Raw genomic sequence first — 26,461 nt, 5'->3', positions numbered from 1 at the left:
CGCTACAGCCGCCTGAAGCTCGCCAGCAGCCTGGCAAAATCCTCCGGCGGGTCGGTCTCGAACGACATCTCCTCGCCGGTGATCGGGTGGATGAAGCCGAGCTGGCGCGCATGCAGGGCCTGCCGGTGAAACGCCGCGAGCGTCGCGATCGCACTGTCGCTGGCCGGCGTGCCCGGCTTGAGGCCGGCCACACCGGTGCGGCCATAGACCGGGTCGCCGAGCAGGGGATGGCCGAGATGGGCCATGTGGGCGCGGATCTGGTGGGTCCGCCCCGTCTCCAGCCGGCATTCGACCAGCGAGGCGATGGAATCGCCCTCGAGCCTGGCGAGCCCGGTCCCGAATTTTTCCAGCATCTTGTAGTGCGTGATCGCGTGGCGCGCGCTGGAATGCGCCTCGGCATCGACAATGCTCATCTTCTTGCGATCGGCCCCGGCGCGGGCCAGCGCCGCTTCGATGGTGCCGATGCCGGGCCGCGGCGCGCCATGGACGATGGCGTGATAGACGCGTTCTATGTCGTGGACGGAGAATTGGTCGCGCAGGCCGTGATGGGCCTTGTCATGCTTGGCCACGACCATGACGCCGGAGGTATCCTTGTCGAGCCGGTGGACGATGCCGGGCCGGGCGACGCCGCCGATACCGGATAACGTATCACCGCAATGATAGAGCAGGGCGTTGACCAGCGTGCCGGACCAGTTGCCCGCGGCCGGATGGACGACCATGCCGGCGGCCTTGTCGATGACGATCAGGTGTTCGTCCTCATACAGCACGGTCAGGGGGATATCCTGCGGCTGCGGCGTCGCGTCTTCCACCGGTGGCGGTATGAGGGTGTAGGTCTCGCCCTCGCGGATCTTCCACGACGCGTTGGTGAAGGTCTCGCCGTCCTTTTGCAGCGCCCCGTCCTTTTCGATCAGGGACTTGATACGGGCGCGCGACAGCTCCGGCAAATGCAGGACGAGCCATTTGTCGAGACGCATTTTCGCCTCGACATCGCTGACCGTCACGGTTACCGGGTCGCCGCCAATGTCGTCATCTGTTTCTGTGGACTTGTTGTCTGCGCTCGATTTCGTCATAAGCACTGCCTGACCGGTTGTCCCGAGCCTGTCAACAAGTTCAAGGATTTCGCATGACCGACGCAAACAAGCACAACACTTCCCCCGCGCCCCAGCCGCAGCCGCAGCCATCTGACGGCCAGCCGCAAGGGGAAGAGGTGCCCGTGGATAACCTGCTCGGGCTGAAACTGCTCGTCGTGTCCATGGGGGTGCTGCTGGTCGTCGCGGCGATCACCTTCGTCATCCTGCTGGTCGTGAAATCGAACGAGCCTGAGGAGACTGTCCCGGCGCCGGTCACGACGATCGGCCAGACGGGGGAAAATGTCCCCGCCGTGCAGCTCAGCCTGGAGCCCGGCGAGGAGATCGTCGACATGGTGCTCGATGGGCGCAATCTCGCCTTGCACCTGAAAACTGCGGATGGAGAGCGCATCCTGATCATTGATCCCTACACGTCCGATCACAGGGCCGTGATCGATATCGCGCGGGACTGAATCATTACCGGCAGATAACACTATTGTAACCAGAAAAACGCAGGGCGGGCCTTTTTTATCTCCGGTCACGCGCCATCTATTAATCAAGGCAGACGGAGCAATTCCGTTTGCTGGCGGGGTGCCGGAAATATCCCCTCGTTCCCCCTCGACGGCACCCCGCACTTTTATCTCTCGAAACTCCCCCCTTCGTTATCGGTTAACCATGGCTCCCTGCCTGGCAGGGACGTCCGTGGGTTGATTGCCGGGCGAATATACTTTAAAATACAAAGTATATAGTCGCGCTTCGAGAAAGCGCCTTCAGGGAGCTTCCGATGACGATCCATGGCGAGCCAATCACAGCCAAGAAACCGAAAGCCGTAGCGGCGGCAGGTCCGGGCAGCGCCCGGGATGATCTCGCCTATATCAAGGCGATTGCCGAAGAAGGACGCAACACGCCGCTGGTCGGCGGGCGGAATTTCTTCGTCTGGGGCGCGCTTATCGGGACCGCCGCGCTGGCCGTTTTCCTGATGGAGACCGGCGCGATTCCCGCTTTCAACCAGATGATCCTGTGGAGCGGCGCGCTCGCAATCGGCTGGGTCCTGAGCTTCGTGATCAACAGCAGGTCGAGTGAACGCCCCGGCGCGTCCTCGCTGAGCAACCGGACGGTGAATGCCGCCTGGCTGGCCTGCGGAATCTTCGTGACCGTCTACTGGCTCTCGATCGTTGCCGCGTCGCTGCTGGTGCAGGAGGGTGGCTATCCGGTACGGTTCCTGTTCGCGACCATGTTCCCGGTTGCCTTCGGGCTCTATGGCCTGGCCTTCTTTGCCACCGCCGTCGTCGCGCATCAGCCCTGGTATCGCTGGGTATCGGTCGTGTCCTGGGCCATCGCCTGTGCATTGCTGCTGAGCCTGGCCGTCTGGCCGGTCGCCTATATGCTGGTCGCCGCCATCGGCACCTATGCCGTGGTGCTGGCACCGGGCTATGTCATGCTGCGGAACGAGCCGAGCGATATCGTGTAAGCGGGACGACAGGAAAACGTCAGTGGCGAACGATCCACACGAAGAAAGCTACGATTACCGCGAGATAGACGATGTCATTCATGGCCGCGTCCGCCTCGCGCTGATGGCGTTCCTGTCCGGCGCGGGCTCGGCCGATTTCAGCGATCTGAAAAAGCGCATCGGCGTGACCGATGGCAACCTGTCGATCCATATCAAGAAGCTGGAAGAGGCGGGCTATGTGCGCGTGACCAAGCGCTTCAACAACAAGCGCCCGCAGACGATCTGCCATCTGACCGATGCCGGGCGCAAGGCGTGGATCGTCTATATCGCCCGGATGGAAGCGCTGCTGACCCCGCCGGCAGCGGAATAGCTATTTCTTGCGGCGATTGAGCAGGAAGACGACGAGCCACACAGGCACGACTATCAGGGCGCCGAAGATCACATAATTCAGGATCAGGCTGATCGTGCCCCAGCCGATGGAAAACAGGGCGGCGAAGAAATCGCGGACGCCGTCGACGATGCCGCGCCAGAATTCGAGCGGGGCCATGCCGATCAGGTCGAGCAGCACACCGGCAAGAAAACTCGCCAGCACGAGGAACAGGACCGTGCGGATGATGCTGCCATAGCTGCGCCTTGCGCTGCTCTTGCGGCTCGCTGCGCCTGTCTGCTTGTCGCTATCGCTCATGACATTATGCCCTTTCATGGCCTCTCGGCGGAGGGGGACGATGCCATCCCATTATGGCAGTACCGGGGCAGGAAAGGGGGCGTTCGCCCCCTTGCGGCCCCTCTAGGCAGCCGGATCGATCGGCGATTCCGGGGCGGTTTCCGGCGGCAGGGCCTCGGGACGCGGCTTGAACCGGGCCTGGTACTCGATCGTGGTCGGGAAGGGAATGCCGACGCCCTCGCGGTCGAAGGCTTCCTTCACTTTCTGATTGAGCTCCCAGCCCAGTCCCAGATAAGTGCTGCTGTCGCACCAGACGCGCACCGTGATGTTGACCGACCAGTCGCCGAGGCTGGCGACGCCCATGGCAGGGGCCGGCTCCTGATGGAAGCGCTCATCGGCATCAATGACCGAGCGGATCACCGCCATCGCCTTGTTGATGTCGGCGTCATAGGCAATGCCGAAAATCGCCTCGATCCGGCGGGTCGTGTTGGCGGAGAAATTGGTGATCGGCGACTGCCAGACCATGCCGTTCGGGATCATCACGTTCTTGTTGTCGAGGGTCGTGATCTCTGTCGTGAACAGGTTGATGTCCTTGACCGTGCCCATTTCATCGCCGGTGGTGACGAAATCGCCGATCCGGAAGGGCCTGAACATGAGGATCATGACGCCGGACGCGACATTGCCGAGCGTGCCCTGCAGCGCGAGGCCGATGGCAAGACCGGCAGCACCGATCACGGCGGCGAAGGAAGCGGTCGGGATGCCGAAGCGGCCGATCACCATGATGATCACAAGCGCCAGGGCGATATAATAGACGAGGCTCGACAGGAAGCCGGCAAGGGTCTGGTCGATGCGCTCCGACTTGCTCAGCCCCTTGCGGATCGCCCGCTTGATCCAGCCGGCGACCAGCAGCCCGACGACGACGATGACCAGCGCGGCCAGTATGTTAAGGCCGAGCGAGATCGCCTTCTCGCTGAGTTCGGCGATCATCTGGTTGACCGCGACCTGGCTCTCATCGGTCGGTGCGGCGGCAACGACTTCCGTCGCGCCAGCAGTTTCCCGGGCGTCCTGCATGTAAATCCCTCCGTGATTGTATGAGGCGGCATATAGGGCGGCCTCTCCGGATGGCACCCTTAACCGCATTGCCCCCGGTGTCGCAAGGCATGGTCGGCGAGCGTGCAGGCCATCATGGCGATGCCGACCGGCACGGCGCGAATGCCGACGCAGGGGTCGTGGCGGCCCTTGGTGACGATTTCCGTTTCCTCGCCGGTGCGGGTCACGGTCTGGCGCGGCGTCAGGATCGAGGAGGTCGGCTTGACGGCAAAGCGCACGACGATATCCTGGCCCGAGGAAATGCCGCCGAGAATGCCGCCGGCATGGTTCGACAGGAAGCGCGGGCGGTTGGCATTGTCCGCGCGATTGCCGGCGCGCATCTCGTCGGCATTGTCGATGCCGGACAGGGCAGCGGCGTTCATGCCCTCGCCGATCTCCACGCCCTTGACGGCATTGATCGACATCATCGCGGCGGCAAGCTCGGTGTCGAGCTTGCCATAGACCGGCGCGCCGAGGCCGGGGGGCACGCCCTGTGCCACGACCTCGATCATCGCGCCCATGGACGAGCCGTCCTTGCGCGCCTGGTCGAGAATGGCTTCCCATTCCTGCGCGGCGACCGGGTCGGGGCACCAGAACGGGTTGTCGCCGACACTGTCCCAGTCGATGCGCTGCCGGTCGACTTTATGCGGGCCCATCTGGACCATTCCTGCACGGATCTTCACCGCGCCATCGAACAGCCGGTCGAGCACGCGGGCAGCGACGGCCCCGGCGGCAACGCGCGACGCGGTCTCGCGGGCGGAAGAGCGCCCACCGCCGCGATAGTCGCGCACGCCGTATTTCGCCTCATAGGTGTAGTCGGCATGGCCGGGACGGTATTTGTCGCGGATGTCGGAGTAATCCTTCGAGCGCTGGTCGACATTCTCGATCATCAGGCAAATCGGCGTGCCGGTGGTCACCGGGCCTCCCGTGCGATCATCCTCGAACACGCCGGACAGGATGCGGACCTCGTCCGGTTCCTTGCGCTGGGTGACATATTTCGACGTGCCGGGCTTGCGCGTATCGAGTGCGGACTGGATCATTTCCGGCGTAAGCCGCATGCCCGGCGGGCAGCCATCGATGACGCAGCCAATGGCCGGGCCGTGGGATTCCCCCCAGGTGGTGACGCGGAACAGCTTGCCAAAAGTATTGTCAGACATAAGGTTGAGGTATAGCGGGGCTTTGCGTGGGGAGACAAGCGGGTATAAGACCCGCTGGAGAGGTAATCGCGTATGGATAACGAGAACGAACAATCCGGCACGTCCGGTGACGGGCGCGGGGATGAGACCATCATCCCGGCGACGCCGAGCGATGATGATTACGTCCGCGAGGCGGACGCACAGTCCGATATCGAAGCATCCGAGGGCGGCGAGGCCTTCGCGGTCGATGACGACCAGGGCGAGGTCTTCACCGAGGAAGATCCGATTCAGCTGTTCCGCAACTGGCTGGCGCTCGCCGGCAGGCACGAGGTGAACGATCCCAACGCGATGGCGCTGGCGACGGTCGACCGGGCGGGCATGCCGAATGTGCGCATGGTGCTGCTCAAGGATGTCGGCACGCGCGGTTTCACCTTCTATTCCAGCGCCGAGAGCGTGAAGGGGCTGGAGCTGGAAGGCACGCCGAAAGCGGCGTTGTGCTTTCACTGGAAATCAATCCGCCGCCAGGTGCGCGTGCGCGGCACGGTCGAGGCGCTGTCGGCCGAGGAGAGCGATGAGTATTTCGCCTCGCGCTCGCGCGGCTCGCAGCTTGGCGCCGTCGCCTCGTTCCAGTCACGGGTGCTCGATGAGCGCGAGACGCTGGAGCGGCGCATCGAGGATTATGACGCAATCTACAAGAACCGCGACATTCCGCGCCCTGATAATTGGCATGGTTTCCTGATCCAGCCGGTCGAGATCGAGTTCTGGGTCAACCGGCCCTATCGCCTGCATGATCGCAAGCAGTTCACCCTGGGGAAGGGCGGCGGCTGGAAGAGCGTGAACCTTTACCCCTGAGCATCCGTTTCCCTCCTGACGCTGTGCGTGCGACACCTTGGCAAAAATGCTGGTGCCCCGCCGGTGAAGGTTTTACATAGCGCATGGAACTGTTGCGTCTTTTCGTTCTGCCAGAGCCGGGTATATCCCGCACGTCATCGAGGGAGACGGGATCATGACCGAGACGACAACGAATACCCAGACACATCAGCCAAGCGGCGCCCCTGAGCCGGGTGGAAGAGGCCTGACCGGCGCCGCTGCCGCGCTGGCCTATGCCGGTGCGCTGCCGCTGATCTTCATCGCCGTCATTATCTGGGCCCGGCCGCCGGGCGAGGATGTGCTGCTGCGCCAGCTCGCTGCCCTCTATGGCGGGCTGCTGCTCGCCTTTTTCGGTGGCGTGCGCTGGGGCATTGCCGCGATGCGGCGCCAGGGACCGGATTTCCGCAGCCTTGCCGGGGCTGTCGCGCCGCTGTTGCTGGCGATCCCGGTCTTCCTGATGAGCATCGACCCGCTGCGCATCGCGCTGATCGCGGTGGCATTGCCGGTGCTGCTCGTCGATGACCTCGCGGCGACGAAGAAAGGCTCGGGCGCACCGGGCTGGTATCTCGCCGTGCGCATCCCGCTCACCGTGATGCTGGAACTGGCACTGCTCGCCATCGTGATCCGTATACTGCTCTACTGAACCAACACGGCTAACAGGTCGCCGATCAGCGAGGCGCCGCGGCCATATTCTTCGACCAGCTCGTCGATACGCTCCGGCTCGCCGAAGAAAAACAGCTGCATCCGCCTTCCCGGCAGGAAGGTGAGCGCCCCGGCGATGATCAGGGCGCCGATATAGCTGCCGATCAGCGGCCCGCTATGGGCGCGGCGATCTTTCTTGACGAGGATGCCCCACAACCCGCCGAAGATCCCGAACAGGGTTAGCGGGACGAAGATGTGGATCCAGGTCATGCCCTTCAACGACAGATAGTCGAGCCCGGAGACATCGCCGCGGCGCACGAAGAAGGCGGCGATGGCGGTGGTGATCATCAGCACGGCATAGATGGCGCCCATGGTCTTGTGCGGCACCGTGCCCTTGGGCAGGGAGAAGATGATCAGCCCGAGCAAGAAGGCGATCGTCGCCGTCGCCCAGTGCAGCTGGATCTGCAGGTCGGACAGCTCGGTGAAGACTTCCCAGTTCGGCGGCCACTGCATGACATTTCCCCCTCGATCCCCTAGAGAACTTTACAAAGCAAAGCATACCCCCGGCGGAGGGCGCTGAAAAGAGGGCGGGAGCCGATTTTTTCCGGCCGAGGCCAGTTTTCCCGCAGCAGGGCCAATCTTTCCCGCGGCGGAGAAAGGGCCGGCTCGCCAATGGGAGGATAGCGAGCCGGCAGGTCCCTCTGCCCTGGTTTGGTACGACCATGGGTTTCCAGAGGGATGGGAAGCAAAGAGAGCCGGCGACGGGCCATGGACTGGTGGGGCATAGGCCCGCCGCCATCTCGAGGGTCGTCTGCCGGGGCTTCCGGGGTAGGGGCTGTTGCGCCCGGCATTGCCCCTTCAACGCGGCTGCGGACGCTGACCGTCTGTGCCTTTCCGAAGTTTAATCCGGCCGCTGCAACGGCCTCTAGAACATGCCCATGGCGAGGCCTGCGCCGAGGGCGGCGCCGAGATCACGGCAGCGCTGCAGGTCAGTATCGGGGATGGTCTTGGGGGCGAGGATATCTTTTGGCGACTGGGCATGGGTGCAGACGATCAGCGGTTCCTGCACCTGCTTGAGGCGCCAGCCGGTGGCGATCCGCGCGGCCTGGCGCACGGCGTTTTCGCCATCCGACCCGGCGCAGACCATGAGGCCATAGGGCCGGCCCTCCAGCTTGCCCAAAACCGGATAATAGCAGCGGTCGAAGAACTCCTTCATCGCCCCGGACAGGGCGGCAAGATTTTCCGGCGCGGCGAAGAGATAGCCATCGGCGGCCAGCAGGTCGTCCGCTTGCGCCTCGTCGGCGCGCAGGCAGGCGACATCGCATTCCACGCTGGCCGCGTCCTGCGCCGCGCGGGCCATTTGCTGCGTGCCGCCGGTGCGCGAATGCCAGACGATGAGGAGTGTTGCCATGGCGCCGAGGATAGGGCGGTGGCTCGCCTCCGCCAACCGTGCAACCGCTTGTCGCATTTTTTCAGGGGGACTGTTGCAATGCAGCAAAAGCCTCCTCTAGGGTGGGTGCTGGAACGATATACACTGTGGAGTAGCTTCTGATGAATTACGTGATTGCCCTGGCCGCCGGCCTTCTCGCCCTGTCCGCCTGCGCCACGCCGCCGGCCGAGGACGCCATGGCCAGCGAGACTGCCACCCAGACCACCGCCGGGGAAAAATCGGCAGAAAAAGAGACCGGGGAAGAAAACTGCCAGCTGGTCAAATCGGCCTGGTCGAACCGGACCGAGAAGGTCTGCGAATAGATCTTTCCGGCCTGCCTGGAAATTCGAGCGTCGCACGGGATATCCCGGCGGCGTTTTTTATTGGCCGGTTGTTCTGCGGTTGCCTGCCAGTCTAAACTGGCCGGGAGCGAGGAGGATAACATGGGTGATCACAGGTCGAGGCTGACACGGCGCAGCATGCTGGCCGGGACCGGCGCGATGATCGCGCTGACGACGGGCGCGCGGGCGCTGGCGGGACAGCCCGCTTCTTCCCAGGCCCCGTCTTCCCGGCCTCTGCCGCCGCCATGGCGGGCGATGACCCCGCTGCCGCTGGCGGTGCAGGAAATCTATCCGGCGGTCCACCAGGGCCGCATCCATGTCGCCGGCGGCATCATGGCCGAGGGCATGATGGCCGGGGAGGGGCAGATTGCCGGCGCGACGGCGCGGCATGTCAGCTGGGCGTCCGGTGAAGACAGTTGGCGCGAGGAGGCGCCGCTGCCGTCTGCGCGTCATCACCCGAACCTCGTCAGCGCCGGCGGAAATCTCCTCTCGCTTGGCGGGTTCCTGACCAGGGCGGGCGGGCTCGACTGGACGATGACGGATCAGACCCTTGCCTTTGACGCCGAAAATGATGCGTGGACGGAGGGTCCGGCCGCGCCCGAGCCCCATGGCGAGACGGTGTGCGTCGCTGTTGGCAACATTGTCCACGTCATCGGCGGGCGCACGCCGAAGGGCGAGGCCAACATGACCTGGAACGACCATGTCGACAGCGACCGGCACCTGGTGCTGGATGCGGCGGCCGGTACGTGGGAGCGGGCAGCCCCGGCACCGACGAGGCGCAACTCCGCCGCAGGGGCCCTGCTCGATGGCGCGGCCCATGTCGCCGGCGGGCGCACGGTCGAGGGCGGCAATGTGCGGGTCCACGAGGTCTGGGACACCGCCGAGGATCGCTGGCGGACGGCGGCGCCGGTGCCGGAGGTGCCTTATGGCGGGCAGGGCGGCCTCGCCGCGGCCGTGACCGGCGGCAGGCTGGTCGCCATGGGCGGGGAATATTTCGCCGATGGCGGCGGGGTTTATGCAAATGTCTGGATCTACGATCCGTCAACGGATGAGTGGCAGGCCGGGCCTGACATGCTGACACCGCGCCACGGCCTCGGCGCGGTGGCGATTGGCGAGACCCTGTATGCCATTGGCGGCGCGGTCAGGGCCGGCGGCGATGGCACGTCGAGCCTGGTCGAGGCGCTGGTGCTGTAGTGTTTTCGTTAGCGGTGGGTGCCGCACCGTGTTCTGGCTGTCAAGGACGCGGTCGAAGACCGCGCCGCCTCCGGCGGGCTACGCTCCTTGACAGCCAGAACACGGCACGACAATTGGCAGCCATGCCTTTTAAGGCCAAGAGGGCCTTAAAAGGCCTTGGCGAGCTAAAGTAGCGAAACCTCAGCACGACACGCGGCCGATTTTCTTCCCGCACTATCCCTCTTGTCCTCCCGGCCAAGCGAAGCGCGAGCCGGGACCCATTTTCCAGAGGCGGTGAGGCTGGCTTGAGAGAGCAGCGGCAAGGCCTCTGGAAAATGGATCCCGGGTTGATGCTGCGCATCCCCCGGGAAGACAAGAGAGGCAGCACTGAAAGCACCGTCAGATTTCGCTGCGGTGTGAATATGAAATCGAGGGGGTCCGTGTGCAGCGGCCATCGCCTCATTTGTAGTAATAGTATTGGCATAGCTCTCGCTACACACGGCGGCGATCGATGCGGGGCCATATTGCATAGCTCTCCCGCCCGCAGGCTACTGCGGGACGCCGTTCGAAAGGACGATGCAAAGCTGTGCACACCCTCACCAGTCCCGCGAACGGGACTTCGGCCTTCCGAAACCTGATGGGACGGGCCGCCGGCAGGTCACCGGCAGGAGCCATCCCCTCGGCGCCGATCCTCACCGGCGCGTGGAAGGGAGTATGGGGGTGGTGCGCGGGGCGGGGAAAAGATTTTGGTGAGTGGTTTTTAGTTTACAGTTTCCAGAATTCAGCAGCCAGTCATCCCGGGGCATCCGTCAGGGTGCAACCGGCTTGAAACGCAACCGCGACTGTCCGGCTGCAATTGCCCCCGACGGGCAAGCAGTCTATCCTTATGCGCGTTGGGAAGTTATTCCGTTTAAAAGTGCAGTCAATCTACCCCTTCCACCGAAGATGCCGAAAAACGGTCACAGGCCGGGGCTATACTCGGCGAAGACTTTCGCGAACACTCTGCATGCCCGTGACCTGACCCATGGAGACTTTAATGCGACTGATCCTTATTCTTTCCGGTTTGGCGATTGCGCTCGCTGCCTGCGGCGGCAGTGATTCCAGCGCGAACAAGAACAAGGACTTTGTTGATCCGATTGAACGGGTCAAAGCCCTGACCGGGCGCACGGAAGCCATTCGGCAAGAACTTTCCGACGCCGTGGGTAAACCCCTCAGCGCTCAGGGGGTTGAAGAAGGGCTATGGGTGGCTGAAAGATTGGACACCTATCGAGAGCGCTCGGGTGCAACCTCGAGCCGAATACCCCATCTCGTCGTCTCGCCGGTTGGAATGTGGTTTCATCCGGGCAGAGAATCAACTGAGGATCTTGCCCGTATTCTCGGTATTGGTGGGTGTCCGTCCTTTCTGCTTCCAGCTGCCACAGCAGAGCAGGCGGAAGTCATTGTTCCCTGCGGTGAGATCACGGACCTTCGCCTTGCCGGTGCCGGGCCGGAACGCATGCGGGCGAGCTATACACTGAACAACCGGAACGTGGAAACAACGCTGGTAAAGGTCAGGGGACCGGAAGTTCAGCCGACCCGGTATCCGGACCGGACCATAGAAGTGTCCGGGCTTGAGTATGATGTTTCGCTCCAGACGCTTTTTGATCAGTTGAAGGAGGAATATGAGTCGTCATCTGAAAAGGGTATGATTCAGTTTGAGGTGAACGGCATCAATTCATATTATGTCGAAACGACCGATGACTCGGCCACCAATCGCCACATGGTCTCAGGCGTTCTTTATGGTTTCAAACCGGGAACAGCTTTTGGTATACACCGGGAGTATAGTCCAGCGCCGGACAACGAACCGACACTGAACGATTTCCGCGCTGACCTTGCTGAACACTATGGTGAACCATCCCTCGACAATGATCGGCAGATCGGCTGGTCCTTTGACGTTGACGGTAGCCCCCTGTCGGGAGCCATGGCCGAGCGATGCCTGATGGTGGGGAGCGAGCCGACGATTTTCACGGCCCGCGGCTCCTATCAGAATATACCGACCCGGTTGCCGGTGCGATCCGGTTGTGGCCTTCAGCTTCTCGTCAATATCCATGACGTTTCCGGCAGCGGTCAGGGCCAGCGAATTTCCCTGGCAACTTTTGATCTCTGGGATGCCAATTCGATCGGCAATCACATGTACGAAGACGGCCTGCGTCGGCTCCACGATTTCATCGTGAATGCCCATATGAATTATGTCGAGTGGCAGCAAGCAAACCAATAGCTTCCCAAACCCGATAGGCTGTGTAACATCAAGCAACCTCAATTGGACGCGGCACAATGAACGTCTTCACAATGAACGTCTTCCGGTCGAATTCTCTCGGAATAATAGTCTGGTGCCTTGCTGTGCTTGCACTTTCTGCCTGCGCCGGGTTCGAGGAGCGCGCGGAGTACGAACTCTCGGCCAAGCCCGAGGCCCGCATTCTCGTAATCGGCGACTCGGTTATGTGGTGGAATTCTGACAGCGGGGCTTCAGTTGCTGACGGAATCAGCGAGAGCCTTGGAGAACCCGTGGTCAATCTGGCCGTCCCGGGCGCCGCAATCAGTCATCCCGATCCTGCAATGGCCGTCGAGGGGCTCGACATCCGCGCCCAGTATCGCGACCGCGACTGGCAGTGGGTTGTTGTCGAAGGTGGCGCAAACGATCTCGGCGATGAGGGTGGCGCGCGCGGATGCGCGGCGGTTCTGGACGAACTGGTCAGCGAGGACGGCCGACGAGGAGAGATTCCCGAACTGGTCAGGCGTATCCGGTCGACTGGCGCAAGGGTTGTCGCAATGGGATATTACGACTTGCCGTCTTCCGAAGCCAGCGACGGCTATTGTGGTAAAACGCTCTCGACCTTGACACAACGCATCAAAAGCATGGCCAGGCACGATCCTGACGTCCTGTTCGTCGCCATGGCGGATGTGGTCTCCCCCTCCAACTCCAGCGATTATGACCCGGACGGCATTCACCCGTCGGTCCGTTCGTCCCGCGAGATTGGCGGCCGGATCGCCGCGGCGATCGGAGCGGCCGAGCGGCGCTGAAGGCGCGCCGCGAAGCGGGTGCCGCCTTCATCGCCAGCCGCTTCAATGACGAGATGAAAGCCGCCCGGCACAAGCTCGAGGCCGCAGGCAAACCGGTCAAGGCGGCCATCACCGCCCTGGCCAGAAAACTCCTCGTCCAGATCAACGCCATGGCCCGAGAAGGACGGGAATACAGGCCCGAAACAGCGTGAACAACACAGTTGCTACGCCGCTACGCCGCTGAAGCTTAAAAGTGAGATTGAAAAAAGTACATCCGAAAGGAGAAGATCAGAATCTGATCTTCTACCAATCTAAGGTTTCCACAAAAAAGGCTCCGTGAGGAGCCTTTTTTGTGGACTAAACTTGCACCCACCTACTGACAAGCCAGACACTCCTCATAGTCCGTCTTGTTCGCCGCTGCGGCTTTCAGGTTCGCCTCGATGCTGGCGTCGATTTCGGGCTTGTTGGCCGAGCCGGCATAGCCGGCGCGCTGGACTGATTTGGAGCGGCAGTAGTACAGGCTCTTCACGCCTTTTTCCCATGCCGTCCAGTGCAGCATGTGCAGGTCCCATTTGTCGATATCGCCGGGCAGGAAGACGTTGACCGACTGGCCCTGGCAGATATAGGGGGCGCGGTCGGCGGCGAGCTCTACGACCCAGCGCTGGTCGATCTCGAAGGCGGTCTTGTAGATGTCCTTCTCTTCCTGGCTCAGGCAATCGAGATGCTGGACCGAGCCTTCATTCTCGAGGATGGAGGACCAGGTCTCTTCCGTGTCCAGACCTTTTTCGGCGAGCAGGGCTTTGAGCGCATCATTCTTGACGGTGAAGGAGCCGGACAGGGTCTTGTGGGTGTAGACGTTTGCCGGGATCGGCTCGATGCAGGGGCTGGTGCCGCCGCAGATGATCGAGATCGAGGCCGTCGGCGCGATCGCCAGCTTGTGGCTGAAGCGCTGCTTGATGCCGCGTTCCTCGGCATCAAGGCAGGGGCCTTTCTCCTCGGCGAGTTTGACCGAGGCGGCGTCGGCGCCCATGCGGATATGCTTGAACAGGCGGGTGTTCCAGGATTTCGCCATGGCGCTTTCGAACGGAATGCCGCGCTCCTGCAGGAAGGTGTGGAAGCCCATCATGCCGAGACCGACCGAGCGCTCGCGTTTGGCGGAATAGACGGCCTTGGCCATTTCCGGCGGCGCGCGCTGGATGAAGTCTTCGAGCACATTGTCGAGGAAGCGCATGACGTCCTCGACGAACATCGGCTCGTCCTTCCATTCGTCATATTTGACGGCATTGATCGAGGACAGGCAGCACACGGCGGTGCGCTCATTGCCGAGATGGTCATTGCCGGTATGCAGCATGATCTCAGAGCACAGGTTCGAGGTCGAGACCTTCAGCCCGAGATCGCGCTGGTGCTTGGGCATCTGGCGGTTCACCGTGTCGGAGAAGACGAGATAGGGCTCGCCGGTCTGCAGGCGGATCTCGAGGATCTTCTGCCACAGCTTGCGGGCGTTGATGGTGCGGATGACCTCGTTCGTCTTGGGCGAGCGCAGGCCGAATTCCGCGTCCTCGGCGACGGCAATCATGAACTCGTCGGTGATGTTGATGCCGTGATGCAGGTTCAGGGACTTGCGGTTGAAGTCGCCGGAGGGTTTGCGGATTTCCAGGAACTCCTCGATTTCCGGGTGGTGGACATCGAGATAGCAGGCGGCCGAGCCGCGGCGCAGCGAGCCCTGGCTGATGGCGAGGGTGAGGGAATCCATCACGCGGATGAAGGGGATGATGCCGGAGGTGGCGCCGGAGCCCTTCACCTTCTCGCCGATGGAGCGCACGCCGCCCCAATAGGTGCCGATGCCGCCGCCATTGGAGGCGAGCCAGACATTCTCGTTCCAGGTGCCGACAATGCCGTCGAGGGAATCATTGACCGAGTTGAGGAAGCAGGAGATCGGCAGGCCGCGATCGGCGCCGCCATTGGACAGGACCGGGGTCGCCGGCATGAACCAGAGTTTCGAGATATAGTCATAGATGCGCTGGGCGTGGTCGGCATCGTCGGCATAGGCCGTGGCGACGCGGGCGAACATGTCCTGATAGGACTCGCCCTCGAGCAGGTAGCGGTCATCCATCGTCTTCTTGCCGAAATCGGTCAGCAGCGCGTCGCGGGCATGGTCGACGACGACGTCGCGCACGAGTTTCAGCGTCGGGCGCGTGGCAGGACGGCCGCCGGATTTCTTCGCCTGCTGGTCTGCCAGCTCGCTTGCTTTCGCGACGGTTTCAGCGATTTTGGCGGCGGCGTTGATCGTATCGAGTGGCGACATTGTTGCTCTTTCCCTTGCACGCGGTTGTTTCTTCCGGGGGTTGCGGCGAGGGTCTTGGTCCCGCCCGCGAACCCGGGTTCAATCGGCAAATCTTGTCCAGCGCCGGGAACGGTTTTCCTCGCCGCCGGCCCGCTTTTGCCTCTATCACCAGATTGGTGCCAGCGCCCTCGCTGACACAACATATAGTGCTGGTATGGGCCTGCTTCGTCAATATGCAGTTGGCCGGAACGAATCGCTTTTTTGCTAACAGGGGGTTAATGGTAGCGCACAGGATGCGCCTTGTTAACCTTGTGGCGAGGCTTTTGACTATCGTTTCGGATGCGGATTTTCACGCACCCCGTGCATCCCGGACCGGCGCGATTTTTCCCCAATGGTTAGCATAAGGTTACCGCCGGGCGGATCAGGTCCGGAACGAATCCCGGTGCCGGCCTGTCTTCATGACAGAGGTTTCAGAATTTGCCGGATGACGGGGCCGGCAGATATCCCATATTGTGCCGCGGGGGCGCCTGCGGATCACGCGGGCCGCAAGCGATATTCAATTCCCGAGAGGAGCGAACCTAATGTCATTCAGAGAGCTGTTACTGGCCGGGGTGTGTGCCGTGGCGCTGGCCGCCTGCGGCAACGATGCCGGAGAGGATGCTGCCGATACTGCAGAGACCGATGCCGAGGGGCAACTGGCCGAGGTGCCGAACCCGGACGCCCTGAACAGGCAGAACGGGGCCGACCAGACCGATGCCGAGCGCAGTGCCGCCGCGGCCGCCGGCCTGGAAGAGGCCAATGCCTTCCTCGCCGAGAATGCCGAACGCGATGGCGTGGTGGTGACCGAATCGGGCGTTCAGGTACGCACCCTGACCCAGGGCGACGGCGTCTCGCCGACAGAGGAAGATTACGTGACCATGCACTACACCGCCCGTCACGCCGATGGCGAAGTGTTCGATTCCTCGCTCGAGCGCGACGAGCCGGTGATGGAATCCCTCGGCGTGTTCATGACCGGCCTGCGCGAAGGCGTGAAGACCATGCAGCAAGGCGGCAGGGCGGAGATCGTGATCCCGCCGGCGCTGGCCTTCGGCGAAGCGGGCACGCCCGATGGCGAGATCGGCCCGAACGAGGCGGTGGTTTTCGAGGTCGAGCTGCTGGACGTGACGACCGTCGACGAATTGCAGCAGCGCTTTGACGCGCTGGTCGCGGAAAAGGCGGCCGAGGCGCAGGCCTTTCTCGATGAAAACGCCGCCGAAGAAGGCGTGATGGCGACCGGGTCCGGCCTGCAATATCAAGTCGTCGAAAAGGGCAATGGCACGGCAACGCCGGACGCGACGGATATCGTCGAGGTGCATTATCGCGGTACGCTGCTCGACGGGACGGTGTTCGATTCCTCCTATGACCGCGGCGAGACGATCGAGTTTCCGCTGAACCGGGTCATTCCCGGCTGGACCGAAGGGCTGCAGCTGATGAGCGAGGGCGACACCTATCGCTTCTTCATCCCGCCTGCGCTGGCCTATGGCCCGGACGGCAATGGCCGCATCGGGCCGAATGAAGTGCTGGTCTTCGATGTCGAGCTGATCGACGTGAAGGAGCCGCCGGCAACGCCGGACGAGCCGGCTTCCGAATAGGGGGCGAACGGTATCTGACAGATGCAGAGGCGGCTTTTCCGGAAGCCGCCTTTTCTTTATTCTCGCGGTCATGACACAGACCCCTGGCCTTCTCGCCCTTCCTGGCCTGATCCTCCTGCTGCTCGCCGGTTGCGCCGGCACGCCTGCGCCGTATCAGCCGCGCGTGCTCGACGACGCCTATATGCGCGCGAGCGCGGCCTATCTGGACGACAATCTCGTGGCGCTGCCCGATGGCTGGACCTATGCGCGATGGCAGGCGGCGGACGGGACGCGGCTGCGCTGGGGGCTGGCGCAACGTGACGGGGCGTCACGCGGCACCGTGCTGGTGGTGCCGGGCTATGGCGGCACGCTCGACATCTATGGCCAGGTCATCGCTGAGCTGATGGTGCAGGGCTATGACGTCGCCGGGCTCGACCTGCGCGGGCAGGGCGGGTCTGACCGTATGCTGAGCAATCCGGAAAAGCCCTATGTCACCGATTATGCCGTCTACGCCGGGGATCTTGCCGGCTTCGTCGATTACCTGTCCGGGCGTGTCGAGACGCCGCTCCTGATCTATGGCGAGAGTTTCGGCGGCCATGTCGCCCTGCGCGCGGCCGGCGATCATCCGGACCTGGCCGCCGACGGGCTGGTGCTGATCGCCCCGGCGGTGCGCATCAACACGGCGCCCTATCCGGCGGCTGTGGCGCGCTCGCTGGTGGCGGTGACCGTCGCCGCGGGAAAAGGCGAGGCCTATGCCCCCGGCCAGCAAGACTGGGCGCCATGGCAGCCTGATTTGAACCTCGATAATCCGTGCGGGACCAATATCGCAACGATCCATACCAAGGATGCCTGGTTCGCCCATCACCCTGAGGCGCGCGTCTCGAACGGGCCGACCAATAAATGGGTGCTGGAAACGATGCGGTCAGGCGACCTGCTGACGGATAAGACCTATACCGCCCGGATCGACCTGCCTGTCGTTCTCGTCACCGTCGGCGATGAGCGGATCGTTCAGACCGCGCCCGCACAGGCGCTGTGCCGCGACGGGCTCGCGCAATGCATGCCGGTGCATATCGAGGAGGCCCGGCACTGCCTGAATTTCGAGGCACCGGAGACGCGCCAGCCGGTCTTCCGGGCGATGGAAAGCCTGATCGAGGTCAGATGACCCCTGCATCGAGGCAGTCATGGACATGCAGGAGGCCGACCGGTTTTCTCTCTACACAGACGAATAGCGCGGTGATGTGCTTGCTGCTGAGAATGTGAAGCGCCTCGGCGGCGAGCGAGTCCGGCGCGATCGTGATCGGGCTCTTTGTCATGACGCTGCGCGCGGGTTCGGAGAGCATGGCGCTGCTGACATGGCGGCGAATATCGCCATCGGTGATGACGCCGACCAGCAGGCCGTCCTCGTCGATAATGCCGACGCAGCCGAGCCCGTGGCGGGTGATTTCCGAGATGACCGCGTCCATCCTCGTCTCGGGCGCGCAGAGCGGCAGTGCCGAGCGGGCCGACATCAGGTCGGAAACCTTGCGCAGGGTCGCGCCGAGCTTGCCACCCGGGTGATAGGTCTGGAAATCCTCCGCCGAGAAGCTGCGTTCGCGCAACAGGGTGACGGCGAGGGCATCGCCGAGCACCAGCGACATGGTCGTCGTGGTTGTCGGCGCCCGGGTCTCGCTGCAGGCCTCCCTGGCTGGCGGCAGCAGGAGAATGATGTCCGACGCCTTGGCGAGGGAGGAGTCCGCCCCCGAGGTGATGGCGATGAGCGGAATGCCGAAGCGCGAGCAATAGCCGATGATATCGCGCAGTTCCGGCGTTTCCCCGGAATTGGACAGGGCGATGACGACGTCTTCCCGGCCGATCATGCCGAGATCGCCATGGCTCGCCTCGCCGGGATGGACATAGCTGGCCGGCTGGCCGGTGGAGGCCAGGGTCGCGGCGATCTTGCGGGCGATATGCCCGGATTTTCCCATGCCGGTGACGATGACGCGGCCCCTTGAGGCCTTGATCCGGTCGATGGTGTCGATAAAGGCGGCGGCAAGCGGGCTGTCTTGTCCGGGGGTCAACAGGTCGCCGAGCCTGCGCAATCCATCAGCTTCGATATCGACAACGGACCTGGCAATTTCTATATGTTGCGACATCGTGGGTGGCCCCCGAAATTGGCCATGTTCTGGAAAGAGAATGACATGGTTGTTAATAGTGAATATTATTTTTGTCGAGCGAGAATGTCAGGCGCGCCTGAATTCAGGAGATTATCATGAGTACCGTATTGGGCAATTCTACCGTGACCATCAAGGCCGATGCCGGCGATGTGAACATCGGTAACCATCTTCCCTTCATGCTGTTCGCCGGCCCCTGCGCCATGGAAAGCCGGGAGCACGCGCTGGACGTGGCAAGCGCGATCAAGGAGATCACCACGGAGCTGGGGATCGGCTTCGTCTACAAGACCTCCTTCGACAAGGCCAACCGCACCAGCCTGTCGTCCGCCCGTGGTGTCGGGCTTGATGATGCGTTGCCTGTATTTGCCGAGATCCGCGAAACGCTGGGTGTTCCCGTACTGACGGATATTCATGAGCGGGCCCAGTGCAAGCCGGTGGCCGAAGTCGTTGACGTGCTGCAGATCCCGGCATTCCTGTGCCGTCAGACCGACCTGCTGATCGCGGCTGCCGAGACTGGCCGGGTCGTGAAGATCAAGAAGGGTCAGTTCCTGGCGCCGTGGGACATGAAGAATGTCGTCAGCAAGGTGACCGATGCCGGGAACCCGAACGTGCTGATCACGGAACGCGGCGCGAGCTTCGGCTATAATACTCTGGTTACGGATTTTCGTGGTATTCCGACCATGACGCGGGACACGGGCGCGCCAATCATTTTCGATGCGACTCACTCCGTCCAGCAACCGGGCGGACAGGGCGGCACATCGGGCGGCCAGCGTGAAATGGTGCCGACACTGGCGCGGGCGGCGGTCGCCGTCGGCGTTGCCGGCATCTTCGCCGAAACCCATCCCGACCCGGACAATGCACCGTCGGACGGGCCGAACATGATCCCGCTGCATCTGCTCAAGCAGTTCCTGATCGAGCTGAAGGAAATCGATGCGCTGACGAAGCAGCGTCAGAACCTGCACTTTTTTGCCGAGTAGGCGTACAGGACTTCATGAACAAGAAAAGGCCGCCCCGATGGAGCGGCCTTTCGCGTGCAGATAAAACAGGACCTAGAGATAGGTGACGCGATCTTCGTTCATCAGGCGGTCCGGTGTCATGGCGATCATCCATGTCTCGTCATCATTGCCGGGCTGGAGCGCGCTGAAATCGACGAGATAGCGATCGCTGCCGAGACCCGTACTGAGCACGGCATATTCCGTCTTGCCATCGGTGTTCATGATCAGGTCATAGACGGAAGCCGTTTCGGTGGCATCCACCGAGCCAAGCATGACTTCATCGCCGATCAGGTCGGAAGCCATCATCATGTCAGCGCCGAGCGCCGCCTCGTCGAACTCGGTGGCGCCATCTATTCCGTCCTCGGTCAGGGAGGTGACGAAGCGGGCTTCATCCTCGTCCATTTCGATACTGGCCTGGGCGAAGTCGACGGTGATCTGCTTGTCGCCGAGACCGAGGAAGCCGCCGGAAGACAGGACCAGCATTTGTGCATTCCCGTCAGCATCGACGATGACGTCGTCGACCGAGGCAACGACCTCGCCATCCTCGCCGATAACGTCAGCACCCGTCACATCGCGGGCATTGAGCGCCGCATGGGTGATATAGGTGTTGCCATTATAGTCGATGGTCGGCGTCGTGGCGGAGCCGAGGCGCATTTCGAGGTCACGGCGCTCGGTCGCGCTCAGATCGCCCGGCGCGTTGTAGCCGGTTGGATTGGCTACAGTCGCATCCGCGCCATAGCCGCCTTGCGTGTCCTCATCCATCGATGCCATTTCGGTATCGGTGCTTTCGTCATAGGTGTTTTCAGCCGCCATCTCGGTGTCGTCATAGGTGTCGGCGGTGTCCGTCGAGTCACTACAGGCGGCGAGGGCGCCAACGGCGAACAGGGCGGTTGTCATTGTCAGCATCTTTTTCATGGTCAATTCTCCATTCCAGGAACTAGGGGAGAACACGGGATGCTGGCTTTCAGTTCACGGAGGGGGCTATGGCAAGGGCTGAATCCGGCCAAGATGGAGAGAGATTAACCTCCACGGAGTGAGCGCCCGCTTGCGGGTTACTGCGTTGCGCGGGTGCCCCGAAAAGGGCATATTTGCGGCCAATAAATGCCCAAGGGTAAATCGAGGGGAAAGATATGCTCGGCAGTTTCAATGCCTTCCGCTGCGCGACCGGTATAGCGGTACTTGCCGCCATGGCCGTTTCGGCCTGCAGTTCGATGTCCGACGAACCGCCCGTCGCGATGGCCCCGCCACCGCCCGTGGCTGCACCCGCGCCGATGCCTGCGCCAGTGCCCATGCCTGCGCCAGCGCCATCCCGTCAGGACGAGGCGCAGATGGAGGCGGAGGCAAGGGCGCAAGCCGAAGCGCGCCGGAGCGCCGAGGACGCTGCCCGGGCAGAGGCAGAGGCAGAGGCGCGCGCCAGGGCGCAAGCCGAGGCGCAGGCCGAGGCGCAGGCCGAGATGGCGATGGAGTCGGCGCCGCCGCCGCCCACGGAATCAGTCATGGAACCGGCGTTGCGAACCGGGCCGACCGCAAGCGGCGCCTGCATCGACAGTTCCGGCTACGGAACGAATTTCGATTGCGTCGACCTGTTCTTCGGCACGAACCGGAATGAAGAGCCGAGCGAGGCCGGCCAGGTCCTGTTCGGGACACGGGCAGCCGGCCGGTCGACCCTCGGCGTCGTCACCGTGACGGTGCCGATCGAGCGGCTCAACATGCCGGGCTCGCCGGTGAGGAAACTGTCCAACGCCAACCAGACTGTGAGCATGGCCGACCGCGACGCGTATTTCGCGATCTGGGGCTGGGACGAGCAGGACCCGGCCTCGTTCAGGCGCCTGGTCGGGGCCGAGCTTGCCGCCGCGACAGAGTATGAGAATTCGGCACTCGTCTTCGTCCATGGCTTCAACGTCACCTTCCGGTCTGCCGCGTTTCGCGCCGCGCAGATGAAGTTCGACATGGATTATGACGGGCCGACCTTCTTCTATTCCTGGCCGGCCAATGGCTCGACGCTGGAATATCTGTCGGACCAGGACGATGCTGACATCTCGGTTGCGCCGCTGACCGATTTCCTGCAGCTGGTGCGCGAGAGCGTCGGCGAGGAGACGAAGATCTATCTCGTCGCCCATTCCATGGGCACGCGGCTGGCAGCCCAGGCGATCAACCGGCTGGCGCTGATCGAGGGCGATGCGGAGCCGTTCTTCGAACGCTCGCTGTTCGCGGCAGGCGATCTCGACCGCGAGCTGTTCCGGCGCTGGATCGAGCCGGCGCGGGGACTGGTCGGTGAGCTGACGATCTATACCTCCAGCGACGACAAGGCGGTGTTGTTCTCGCGCTTTTTGCGCACGCCGGGATTCGGGTCGTCAGGCGGTGAGGACGCGAAATCCCGCATCGGCCTGGTCGACCAGAACCTGGGGCCGTCGATCTTCGACGAGGCGATGACCATCGACATCACCGATGTGAATACCGGCATCCTGTCGAACTTCTTCGGCGTGAACCATGCCGACTATGTCGAGAGCGAGGTGACGATCGCCGATCTCGAAGCGCTGCTGCGCGGCGGCGCCTTCCTGCCCGAAGCGCGCAACGGCAATTTCGTGCGGCACTGTTATGATGGCCGGCCGTACTGGAAATATGTCAGGGGCGGCGGGCAGCCGGACAATAGCTGCGTGTTGCCGTTCTAGAAACGCCCCACACGAACGAAAAAAGCCCCGCCGGTCTGGCGGGGCTTTTGCGTTGTGCCTTGAGCCAATCAGGCCTTGGCAAGGTTCTCGTTGACGAAGTCCCAGTTGACCAGCTCGTCGAGGAAGGTGTCGATATATTTCGGCCGGGCGTTCTGGTAGTCGAGATAATAGGCGTGCTCCCAGACATCCATGGTCAGCAGGTGGGTGACCGAGGAATCGTCGAGATAGTTGACGGCGTTGGGGGAGTTGGTGATCTCCAGCTTGCCGCCCTTGGCGATCAGCCATGCCCAGCCGGAGCCGAACTGGTTGGCGCCCGCCGCAGCGAACTTGTCCTTGAATTCCTCATAGGAACCGAAGTCCTTTTCGATCGCCTCGGCAATCGCGCCTGTCGGCTTGCCGCCGGCGCCGGGCTTCATGCCATCCCAGTAGAAGGTGTGGTTCCAGACCTGGGCGGAGTTGTTGTACAGGCCGTGATTGCCATCCTTCTTGGCCTGGACGACGATTTCCTCGATCGAGGCGTCGTCGAGGGGCGTGCCCTTGATCGCGTCATTGGTCTTGTTGACATAGGCCTGGTGGTGCTTGCCATAATGGAAGGACAGCGTTTCGGCAGAGATATGCGGGGCCAGGGCATCTTCCGCATACGGAAGCGGTGGCAGGGAAATCGACATGGGATAATCCTCTCTCGTTAGGGTGAAACCGATGGGATATACCTAATCCCGCCGGCTGAAAGGTCAATCGGCTTATGGGCGGGCAACGGGTGTCGGCCCCGCCCGGTTCCGCCTGAGACTCGTTCTCAAATGGCCTCCGCTTCATCGCCGATGCCGGCGGGCAGGAAGCGGTTCGCTGCCGCGCCGACCAGGCTGGAGGCTGCGAAATAGAGCGCGGAAATCCATAGCAGACCGACCGCGCCGGTCTGCGGGACGATGCCGAGACCGGTCAGCAGCACGCCATAGATCGCCGGGCCCGCCGCCGTCGACAGCACCATCATCGAGGAGGTGAGCGAGCGCGCCGCGCCGAGCGTCTGCGCCGGGACCAGCTCGGCGATCACCGCCTGGCGGATCGTGCCGCCAAGGCCGTTGGTGAAGCCGGCCAGCGCCATGTAGATCAGCACCGCCAGTGTCGAATGCCAGAAGATGAGCACGAGAATGCCGGCAATCGCCGGAACGAGGTGGACCGGCATCAGGAAGCGCGCGGAGAAGCGGTCGATCAGCGGCCCGCCGACCAGGGAGCCGGGCACGCGGGTCGCGGCGAAGACGACGAAGGACGCGGCGAACAGCTCCAGCGTCTTGCCGAGATCCGCGGCGATCGCGCCCTGGTGGAAGATCAGCGCGGTCAGGATCATCGGCGAGGCGATATAGAGCGGCAGATTGGCCCAGAACCACGGGATCGAGAGGATGCCGGGGGCCTCGCCGGTGGCGGGTTTCGCCCCCTCGCGCTGGAACGGGCGGCGGAAATCGCCCTGCGCCCTGATCCAGTACAGCGCCGTGCCGGCGACGAGCAGGCCGAGCAAGAGGCCCGACAGCATGAAGGAGAAGCGCCAGCCGATCACCCCGATCAGCGCGACGGCGATGACCGGCAGCAGGCCCTCGCCCATGGCATGGCCGAGCGAGGTCAGCGCCAGCGCCTTGCCCCGGTCGCGCCCGAACCAGCGCGCCGCCGCCGTGATCGCGGTATGGCTCATCAGCCCCTGGCCGAACAGACGCAGCAGGAAGATGCCGCCGATCAGCATCAGGGGGCCGGTGGCAAGGGCGGTGAAGAAACAGGCGAGCGTCAGCCCGATGCCGACCACCGCGCCATAGTGGAACAGGTCGGTGCGGTCGATGAATTTGCCGAGCAGCGGCAGGACGAGGGCGGAGGCAATGGTCGCCCCGGCATAGATGAACGAGAATTCCGCATCGTTCAGCGCCATCGCCGCGGCGATGGACGGCACGAAGACCGAGATGAAAAAGGTCTGCCCGGCCGACGAGCCGAAGGTGTACATGAAGCCGAAAGCGATGAAACGCGGCTCCCGGCGGAGCAGCTCGAACATGCCCATGGGAAGTATCCTGTCGGGAGTGGTGGCAGAAACGGACGCTGGGGCTCTACCTAGACCCGCCGCCGCAGCGCGGCAAGGCGGGGGGAGAGGCATTCCTGCCAGTCCTGCGTGCGCCCTTGCGCACATATAAAGATTTCTTTATATGGTCGGGGCAAAGGAGATCCGCCCATGACTGCCGCTCAATCAGACCGATCCGCCCGCGAGACCCGCAACAAGCAGCTGCTCGAGGCGCTGCAATCCCGCATTCTGGTGCTCGACGGCGCGGCGGGCACGATGATCCAGGCCGAAAAGCTGGACGAGGCGGCCTATCGCGGTGAGCGCTTCGCCGACTGGGACTGCGACGTGCAGGGCAATAACGACCTGCTCAATCTGACCCGGCCGGATGTCATCAGCCGCATGCACAAGGCCTATCTGGAGGCCGGGTCGGACATTATCGAGACCAATACGTTCTCGTCGACCACGATCGCGCAGGCCGACTACCAGATGGAAGAGATCGCGGTGGAGATGAACCGCGAGGGCGCGCGGCTGGCGCGCGAGGCGGCGGATGAATTCTCCACCGGTGACAAGCCGCGCTTCGTCGCCGGCGCGATGGGCCCGACCAACCGGGCCGGCTCGCTGTCGCCGGATGTGAACAATCCCGGCGCGCGCAATATCGATTTCGACGGGCTGCACAAGGCTTATGCCGAGGAAGTCCGTGCCCTGATCGAAGGCGGCGTCGACCTGTTGCTGCTGGAGACGATCACCGACACGATCAACGCCAAGGCGGCGGTGTTCGCCATGGAGGACGTGTTCGAGGAAGTCGGCTTCCGCGTGCCGCTGATGATCTCGGTGATGATCCCCGACCAGTCGGGCCGCACGCTTTCGGGGCAGACGCCGGAAGGGTTCTGGAATTCCGTGCGCCACGCCAGGCCGCTGACCATCGGCGTCAACTGCTCGCTCGGGCCGGATCTGATGCGGCCTTACGTGGCTGAATTTGCCCGCATCGCCGACACTTTCGTGTGCGCCTATCCCAATGCCGGCCTGCCCAACGCGTTCGGCGAGTATGACGAGACGCCGGAAAGCATGCGCACGCATCTGGAGGAATGGGCCGATAGCGGGCTGATCAATGTGCTCGGCGGCTGCTGCGGCACGACGCCCGCGCATATCAGGGCGTTCGTCGAGGCGGTGACGGGCAAGGCGCCGCGCGAAGTGCCCCAACTGGAAACGACCATGCGCCTGTCCGGCCTCGAAGCGTTCAAGATGGCAGGGTGACCGGCAGATCGATGCGGCAGAGCGATGAAGCCTGCCGGATTGCAAAAAAGGGGCCCCGAGAGGCCCCTTTTATTTAAACATATCTGTACTGACGATACCGGTCTATTCGGATGGTTGCTGTTGCTGCTGTTGAGGCGCCTGCCCGGCCGGCACCGAGCGCAGGGCCATTTGCTGGGTGATGCAGCTGATCGAGCCGATATTGTTGCTGCCATAGTCGAGGAAGGGCGAATCCTCGCGCCGCTCGCGGCTGACCTGCGCCGGGATGTAGAGATAGCAGACCGAGCCATCGACCGGGTCGCGCCAGCGCTGGATGACCGTATCCTCGAACGGGCCCTGATACTGGGCCTGCAGCTCCATCGGCTGGAATTGCGGCTTGGGCGGAAAATCGCGCTGGGTCTGTTCGGCGTCCGGCCCGCCGCCGGACGGAGCGGCTTGTTGCGGCGCGGCGCCCTGCGAGCAGGCAACAAGCCCAAGGCTGCCAAGGGCGCCAAGGCTGATCGCTTGGCGCAGTGTTCGGTGGATGATGGTCATGAAAGACTCCCCTTGATATCTGGACGACCATCA

General features: G+C 63.1%; 26 protein-coding genes and 1 pseudogene. 15 read left to right on the top strand and 12 right to left on the bottom strand.

What is annotated here, in order from left to right; genetic code table 11:
- Positions 1-2 precede the first annotated feature (2 nt).
- Complete coding sequence (locus IEV88_RS09440) at positions 3-1,070, bottom strand: RluA family pseudouridine synthase (RefSeq protein WP_188158681.1); 1,068 nt, start codon at positions 1,068-1,070, stop codon at positions 3-5.
- 53 nt (positions 1,071-1,123) lie between these two features.
- Here IEV88_RS09440 and IEV88_RS09435 point away from each other — a divergent pair, with 53 nt between their 5' ends.
- The 3 genes from IEV88_RS09435 (at position 1,124) to IEV88_RS09425 (ending at position 2,887) form a co-directional block, all read left to right on the top strand.
- Positions 1,124-1,540: a hypothetical protein gene (locus IEV88_RS09435; RefSeq protein WP_188158682.1), complete on the top strand. Its 417-nt coding sequence runs from the start codon at positions 1,124-1,126 to the stop codon at positions 1,538-1,540.
- A gap of 311 nt (positions 1,541-1,851) precedes the next feature.
- A complete protein-coding gene (locus IEV88_RS09430; protein WP_188158683.1) occupies positions 1,852-2,538 on the top strand; it encodes a hypothetical protein in 687 nt (228 codons plus the stop codon).
- Between the two features lie 22 nt (positions 2,539-2,560).
- Positions 2,561-2,887, top strand: a complete 327-nt coding sequence (locus IEV88_RS09425) for a winged helix-turn-helix domain-containing protein (RefSeq protein WP_206711219.1) — start codon at positions 2,561-2,563, stop codon at positions 2,885-2,887.
- Here IEV88_RS09425 and IEV88_RS09420 read toward each other — a convergent pair whose 3' ends face one another.
- The 3 genes from IEV88_RS09420 to aroC all read right to left on the bottom strand — a co-directional run bounded on the left by IEV88_RS09420 (position 2,888) and on the right by aroC (position 5,427).
- Entirely contained in the window at positions 2,888-3,202 is a 315-nt protein-coding gene (locus IEV88_RS09420; RefSeq protein ID WP_188158685.1) for a DUF6460 domain-containing protein, read from the bottom strand.
- Positions 3,203-3,304: 102 nt separating this feature from the next.
- The gene (locus IEV88_RS09415; protein WP_206711220.1) at positions 3,305-4,252 is read right to left on the bottom strand and encodes a mechanosensitive ion channel family protein; all 948 of its coding nucleotides are present in this window, start codon (positions 4,250-4,252) and stop codon (positions 3,305-3,307) included.
- Positions 4,253-4,311: 59 nt separating this feature from the next.
- Positions 4,312-5,427 carry a chorismate synthase gene (aroC, locus tag IEV88_RS09410; RefSeq protein WP_188158686.1) on the bottom strand — a complete coding sequence of 372 codons (1,116 nt, stop codon included), beginning with the start codon at positions 5,425-5,427 and terminating at the stop codon, positions 4,312-4,314.
- 72 nt (positions 5,428-5,499) lie between these two features.
- On the opposite strand from aroC, the gene pdxH reads away from it, so the two are divergent.
- Positions 5,500-6,258 (top strand): pyridoxamine 5'-phosphate oxidase, encoded by a 759-nt coding sequence (gene pdxH / locus IEV88_RS09405; RefSeq protein WP_188158687.1) that lies wholly within the window; start codon positions 5,500-5,502, stop codon positions 6,256-6,258.
- 154 nt (positions 6,259-6,412) lie between these two features.
- A complete protein-coding gene (locus IEV88_RS09400) occupies positions 6,413-6,919 on the top strand; it encodes a DUF3429 domain-containing protein (protein ID WP_188158688.1) in 507 nt (168 codons plus the stop codon).
- Here the strand turns inward: IEV88_RS09400 and IEV88_RS09395 are convergent.
- Together IEV88_RS09395 and IEV88_RS09390 are read right to left on the bottom strand one after the other, a co-directional pair.
- The gene (locus IEV88_RS09395; RefSeq protein WP_188158689.1) at positions 6,913-7,431 is read right to left on the bottom strand and encodes a DUF2306 domain-containing protein; all 519 of its coding nucleotides are present in this window, start codon (positions 7,429-7,431) and stop codon (positions 6,913-6,915) included. The two genes, IEV88_RS09400 and IEV88_RS09395, sit on opposite strands and share 7 nt — an antisense overlap.
- 412 nt (positions 7,432-7,843) lie before the next feature.
- Positions 7,844-8,329: a flavodoxin family protein gene (locus IEV88_RS09390; RefSeq protein ID WP_188158690.1), complete on the bottom strand. Its 486-nt coding sequence runs from the start codon at positions 8,327-8,329 to the stop codon at positions 7,844-7,846.
- A 140-nt stretch (positions 8,330-8,469) separates the two neighbouring features.
- Here IEV88_RS09390 and IEV88_RS09385 point away from each other — a divergent pair, with 140 nt between their 5' ends.
- From IEV88_RS09385 to IEV88_RS15410, 5 genes and pseudogenes are all read left to right on the top strand, one after another.
- Entirely contained in the window at positions 8,470-8,670 is a 201-nt protein-coding gene (locus tag IEV88_RS09385; RefSeq protein WP_188158691.1) for a hypothetical protein, read from the top strand.
- Positions 8,671-8,790: 120 nt separating this feature from the next.
- The gene (locus IEV88_RS09380; RefSeq protein WP_188158692.1) at positions 8,791-9,882 is read left to right on the top strand and encodes a Kelch repeat-containing protein; all 1,092 of its coding nucleotides are present in this window, start codon (positions 8,791-8,793) and stop codon (positions 9,880-9,882) included.
- A 1,015-nt stretch (positions 9,883-10,897) separates the two neighbouring features.
- Complete coding sequence (locus tag IEV88_RS09375) at positions 10,898-12,118, top strand: hypothetical protein (RefSeq protein ID WP_188158693.1); 1,221 nt, start codon at positions 10,898-10,900, stop codon at positions 12,116-12,118.
- Between the two features lie 56 nt (positions 12,119-12,174).
- Positions 12,175-12,921, top strand: a complete 747-nt coding sequence (locus tag IEV88_RS09370; RefSeq protein WP_188158694.1) for an SGNH/GDSL hydrolase family protein — start codon at positions 12,175-12,177, stop codon at positions 12,919-12,921.
- A gap of 20 nt (positions 12,922-12,941) precedes the next feature.
- A pseudogene (locus tag IEV88_RS15410) lies at positions 12,942-13,112 on the top strand (IS110-like element ISHne4 family transposase); the annotation flags it as partial.
- A gap of 161 nt (positions 13,113-13,273) precedes the next feature.
- Here the strand turns inward: IEV88_RS15410 and IEV88_RS09365 are convergent.
- Positions 13,274-15,205 carry a ribonucleoside-diphosphate reductase subunit alpha gene (locus tag IEV88_RS09365; RefSeq protein WP_188158695.1) on the bottom strand — a complete coding sequence of 644 codons (1,932 nt, stop codon included), beginning with the start codon at positions 15,203-15,205 and terminating at the stop codon, positions 13,274-13,276.
- A gap of 560 nt (positions 15,206-15,765) precedes the next feature.
- On the opposite strand from IEV88_RS09365, the gene bamJ reads away from it, so the two are divergent.
- Together bamJ and IEV88_RS09355 are read left to right on the top strand one after the other, a co-directional pair.
- Positions 15,766-16,815, top strand: a complete 1,050-nt coding sequence (gene bamJ, locus IEV88_RS09360) for a BamJ family beta-barrel-assembly machinery protein (protein ID WP_188158696.1) — start codon at positions 15,766-15,768, stop codon at positions 16,813-16,815.
- A gap of 70 nt (positions 16,816-16,885) precedes the next feature.
- Positions 16,886-17,956: an alpha/beta fold hydrolase gene (locus IEV88_RS09355; protein ID WP_188158697.1), complete on the top strand. Its 1,071-nt coding sequence runs from the start codon at positions 16,886-16,888 to the stop codon at positions 17,954-17,956.
- On the opposite strand, the gene IEV88_RS09350 is transcribed toward IEV88_RS09355, so the two are convergent.
- Positions 17,949-18,926, bottom strand: a complete 978-nt coding sequence (locus IEV88_RS09350) for a KpsF/GutQ family sugar-phosphate isomerase (protein WP_188158698.1) — start codon at positions 18,924-18,926, stop codon at positions 17,949-17,951. The two genes, IEV88_RS09355 and IEV88_RS09350, sit on opposite strands and share 8 nt — an antisense overlap.
- Positions 18,927-19,042: 116 nt before the next feature.
- Here IEV88_RS09350 and kdsA point away from each other — a divergent pair, with 116 nt between their 5' ends.
- Entirely contained in the window at positions 19,043-19,921 is an 879-nt protein-coding gene (gene kdsA / locus IEV88_RS09345) for a 3-deoxy-8-phosphooctulonate synthase (protein ID WP_188158699.1), read from the top strand.
- A 72-nt stretch (positions 19,922-19,993) separates the two neighbouring features.
- Here the strand turns inward: kdsA and IEV88_RS09340 are convergent, their stop codons facing one another.
- Entirely contained in the window at positions 19,994-20,854 is an 861-nt protein-coding gene (locus tag IEV88_RS09340) for a PRC-barrel domain-containing protein (RefSeq protein ID WP_188158700.1), read from the bottom strand.
- Between the two features lie 215 nt (positions 20,855-21,069).
- Between IEV88_RS09340 and IEV88_RS09335 the strand changes: the two genes are divergently transcribed.
- Positions 21,070-22,611 (top strand): alpha/beta hydrolase, encoded by a 1,542-nt coding sequence (locus IEV88_RS09335; RefSeq protein ID WP_188158701.1) that lies wholly within the window; start codon positions 21,070-21,072, stop codon positions 22,609-22,611.
- A 68-nt stretch (positions 22,612-22,679) separates the two neighbouring features.
- Here IEV88_RS09335 and IEV88_RS09330 read toward each other — a convergent pair whose 3' ends face one another.
- Both IEV88_RS09330 and IEV88_RS09325 read right to left on the bottom strand, forming a co-directional pair.
- On the bottom strand, positions 22,680-23,279 hold the full coding sequence (locus tag IEV88_RS09330) for a superoxide dismutase (protein ID WP_188158702.1): 600 nt from the start codon (positions 23,277-23,279) through the stop codon (positions 22,680-22,682).
- Positions 23,280-23,404: 125 nt separating this feature from the next.
- Entirely contained in the window at positions 23,405-24,640 is a 1,236-nt protein-coding gene (locus IEV88_RS09325; protein ID WP_188158703.1) for an MFS transporter, read from the bottom strand.
- A 174-nt stretch (positions 24,641-24,814) separates the two neighbouring features.
- Between IEV88_RS09325 and IEV88_RS09320 the strand changes: the two genes are divergently transcribed.
- Positions 24,815-25,897, top strand: coding sequence for a homocysteine S-methyltransferase family protein (locus IEV88_RS09320; protein WP_188158704.1), 1,083 nt, complete (start codon positions 24,815-24,817; stop codon positions 25,895-25,897).
- 102 nt (positions 25,898-25,999) lie between these two features.
- On the opposite strand, the gene IEV88_RS09315 is transcribed toward IEV88_RS09320, so the two are convergent.
- Entirely contained in the window at positions 26,000-26,428 is a 429-nt protein-coding gene (locus IEV88_RS09315) for a hypothetical protein (RefSeq protein WP_188158705.1), read from the bottom strand.
- Between the last annotated feature and the right edge of the window lie 33 nt (positions 26,429-26,461).

It is taken from the genome of Aquisalinus flavus (genome assembly GCF_014640095.1).
Lineage (GTDB): Bacteria > Pseudomonadota > Alphaproteobacteria > Caulobacterales > Parvularculaceae > Aquisalinus > Aquisalinus flavus.
Note: the sequence above shows the minus strand (reverse complement) of the source record. Positions and strands in the feature narration are given on the sequence as shown.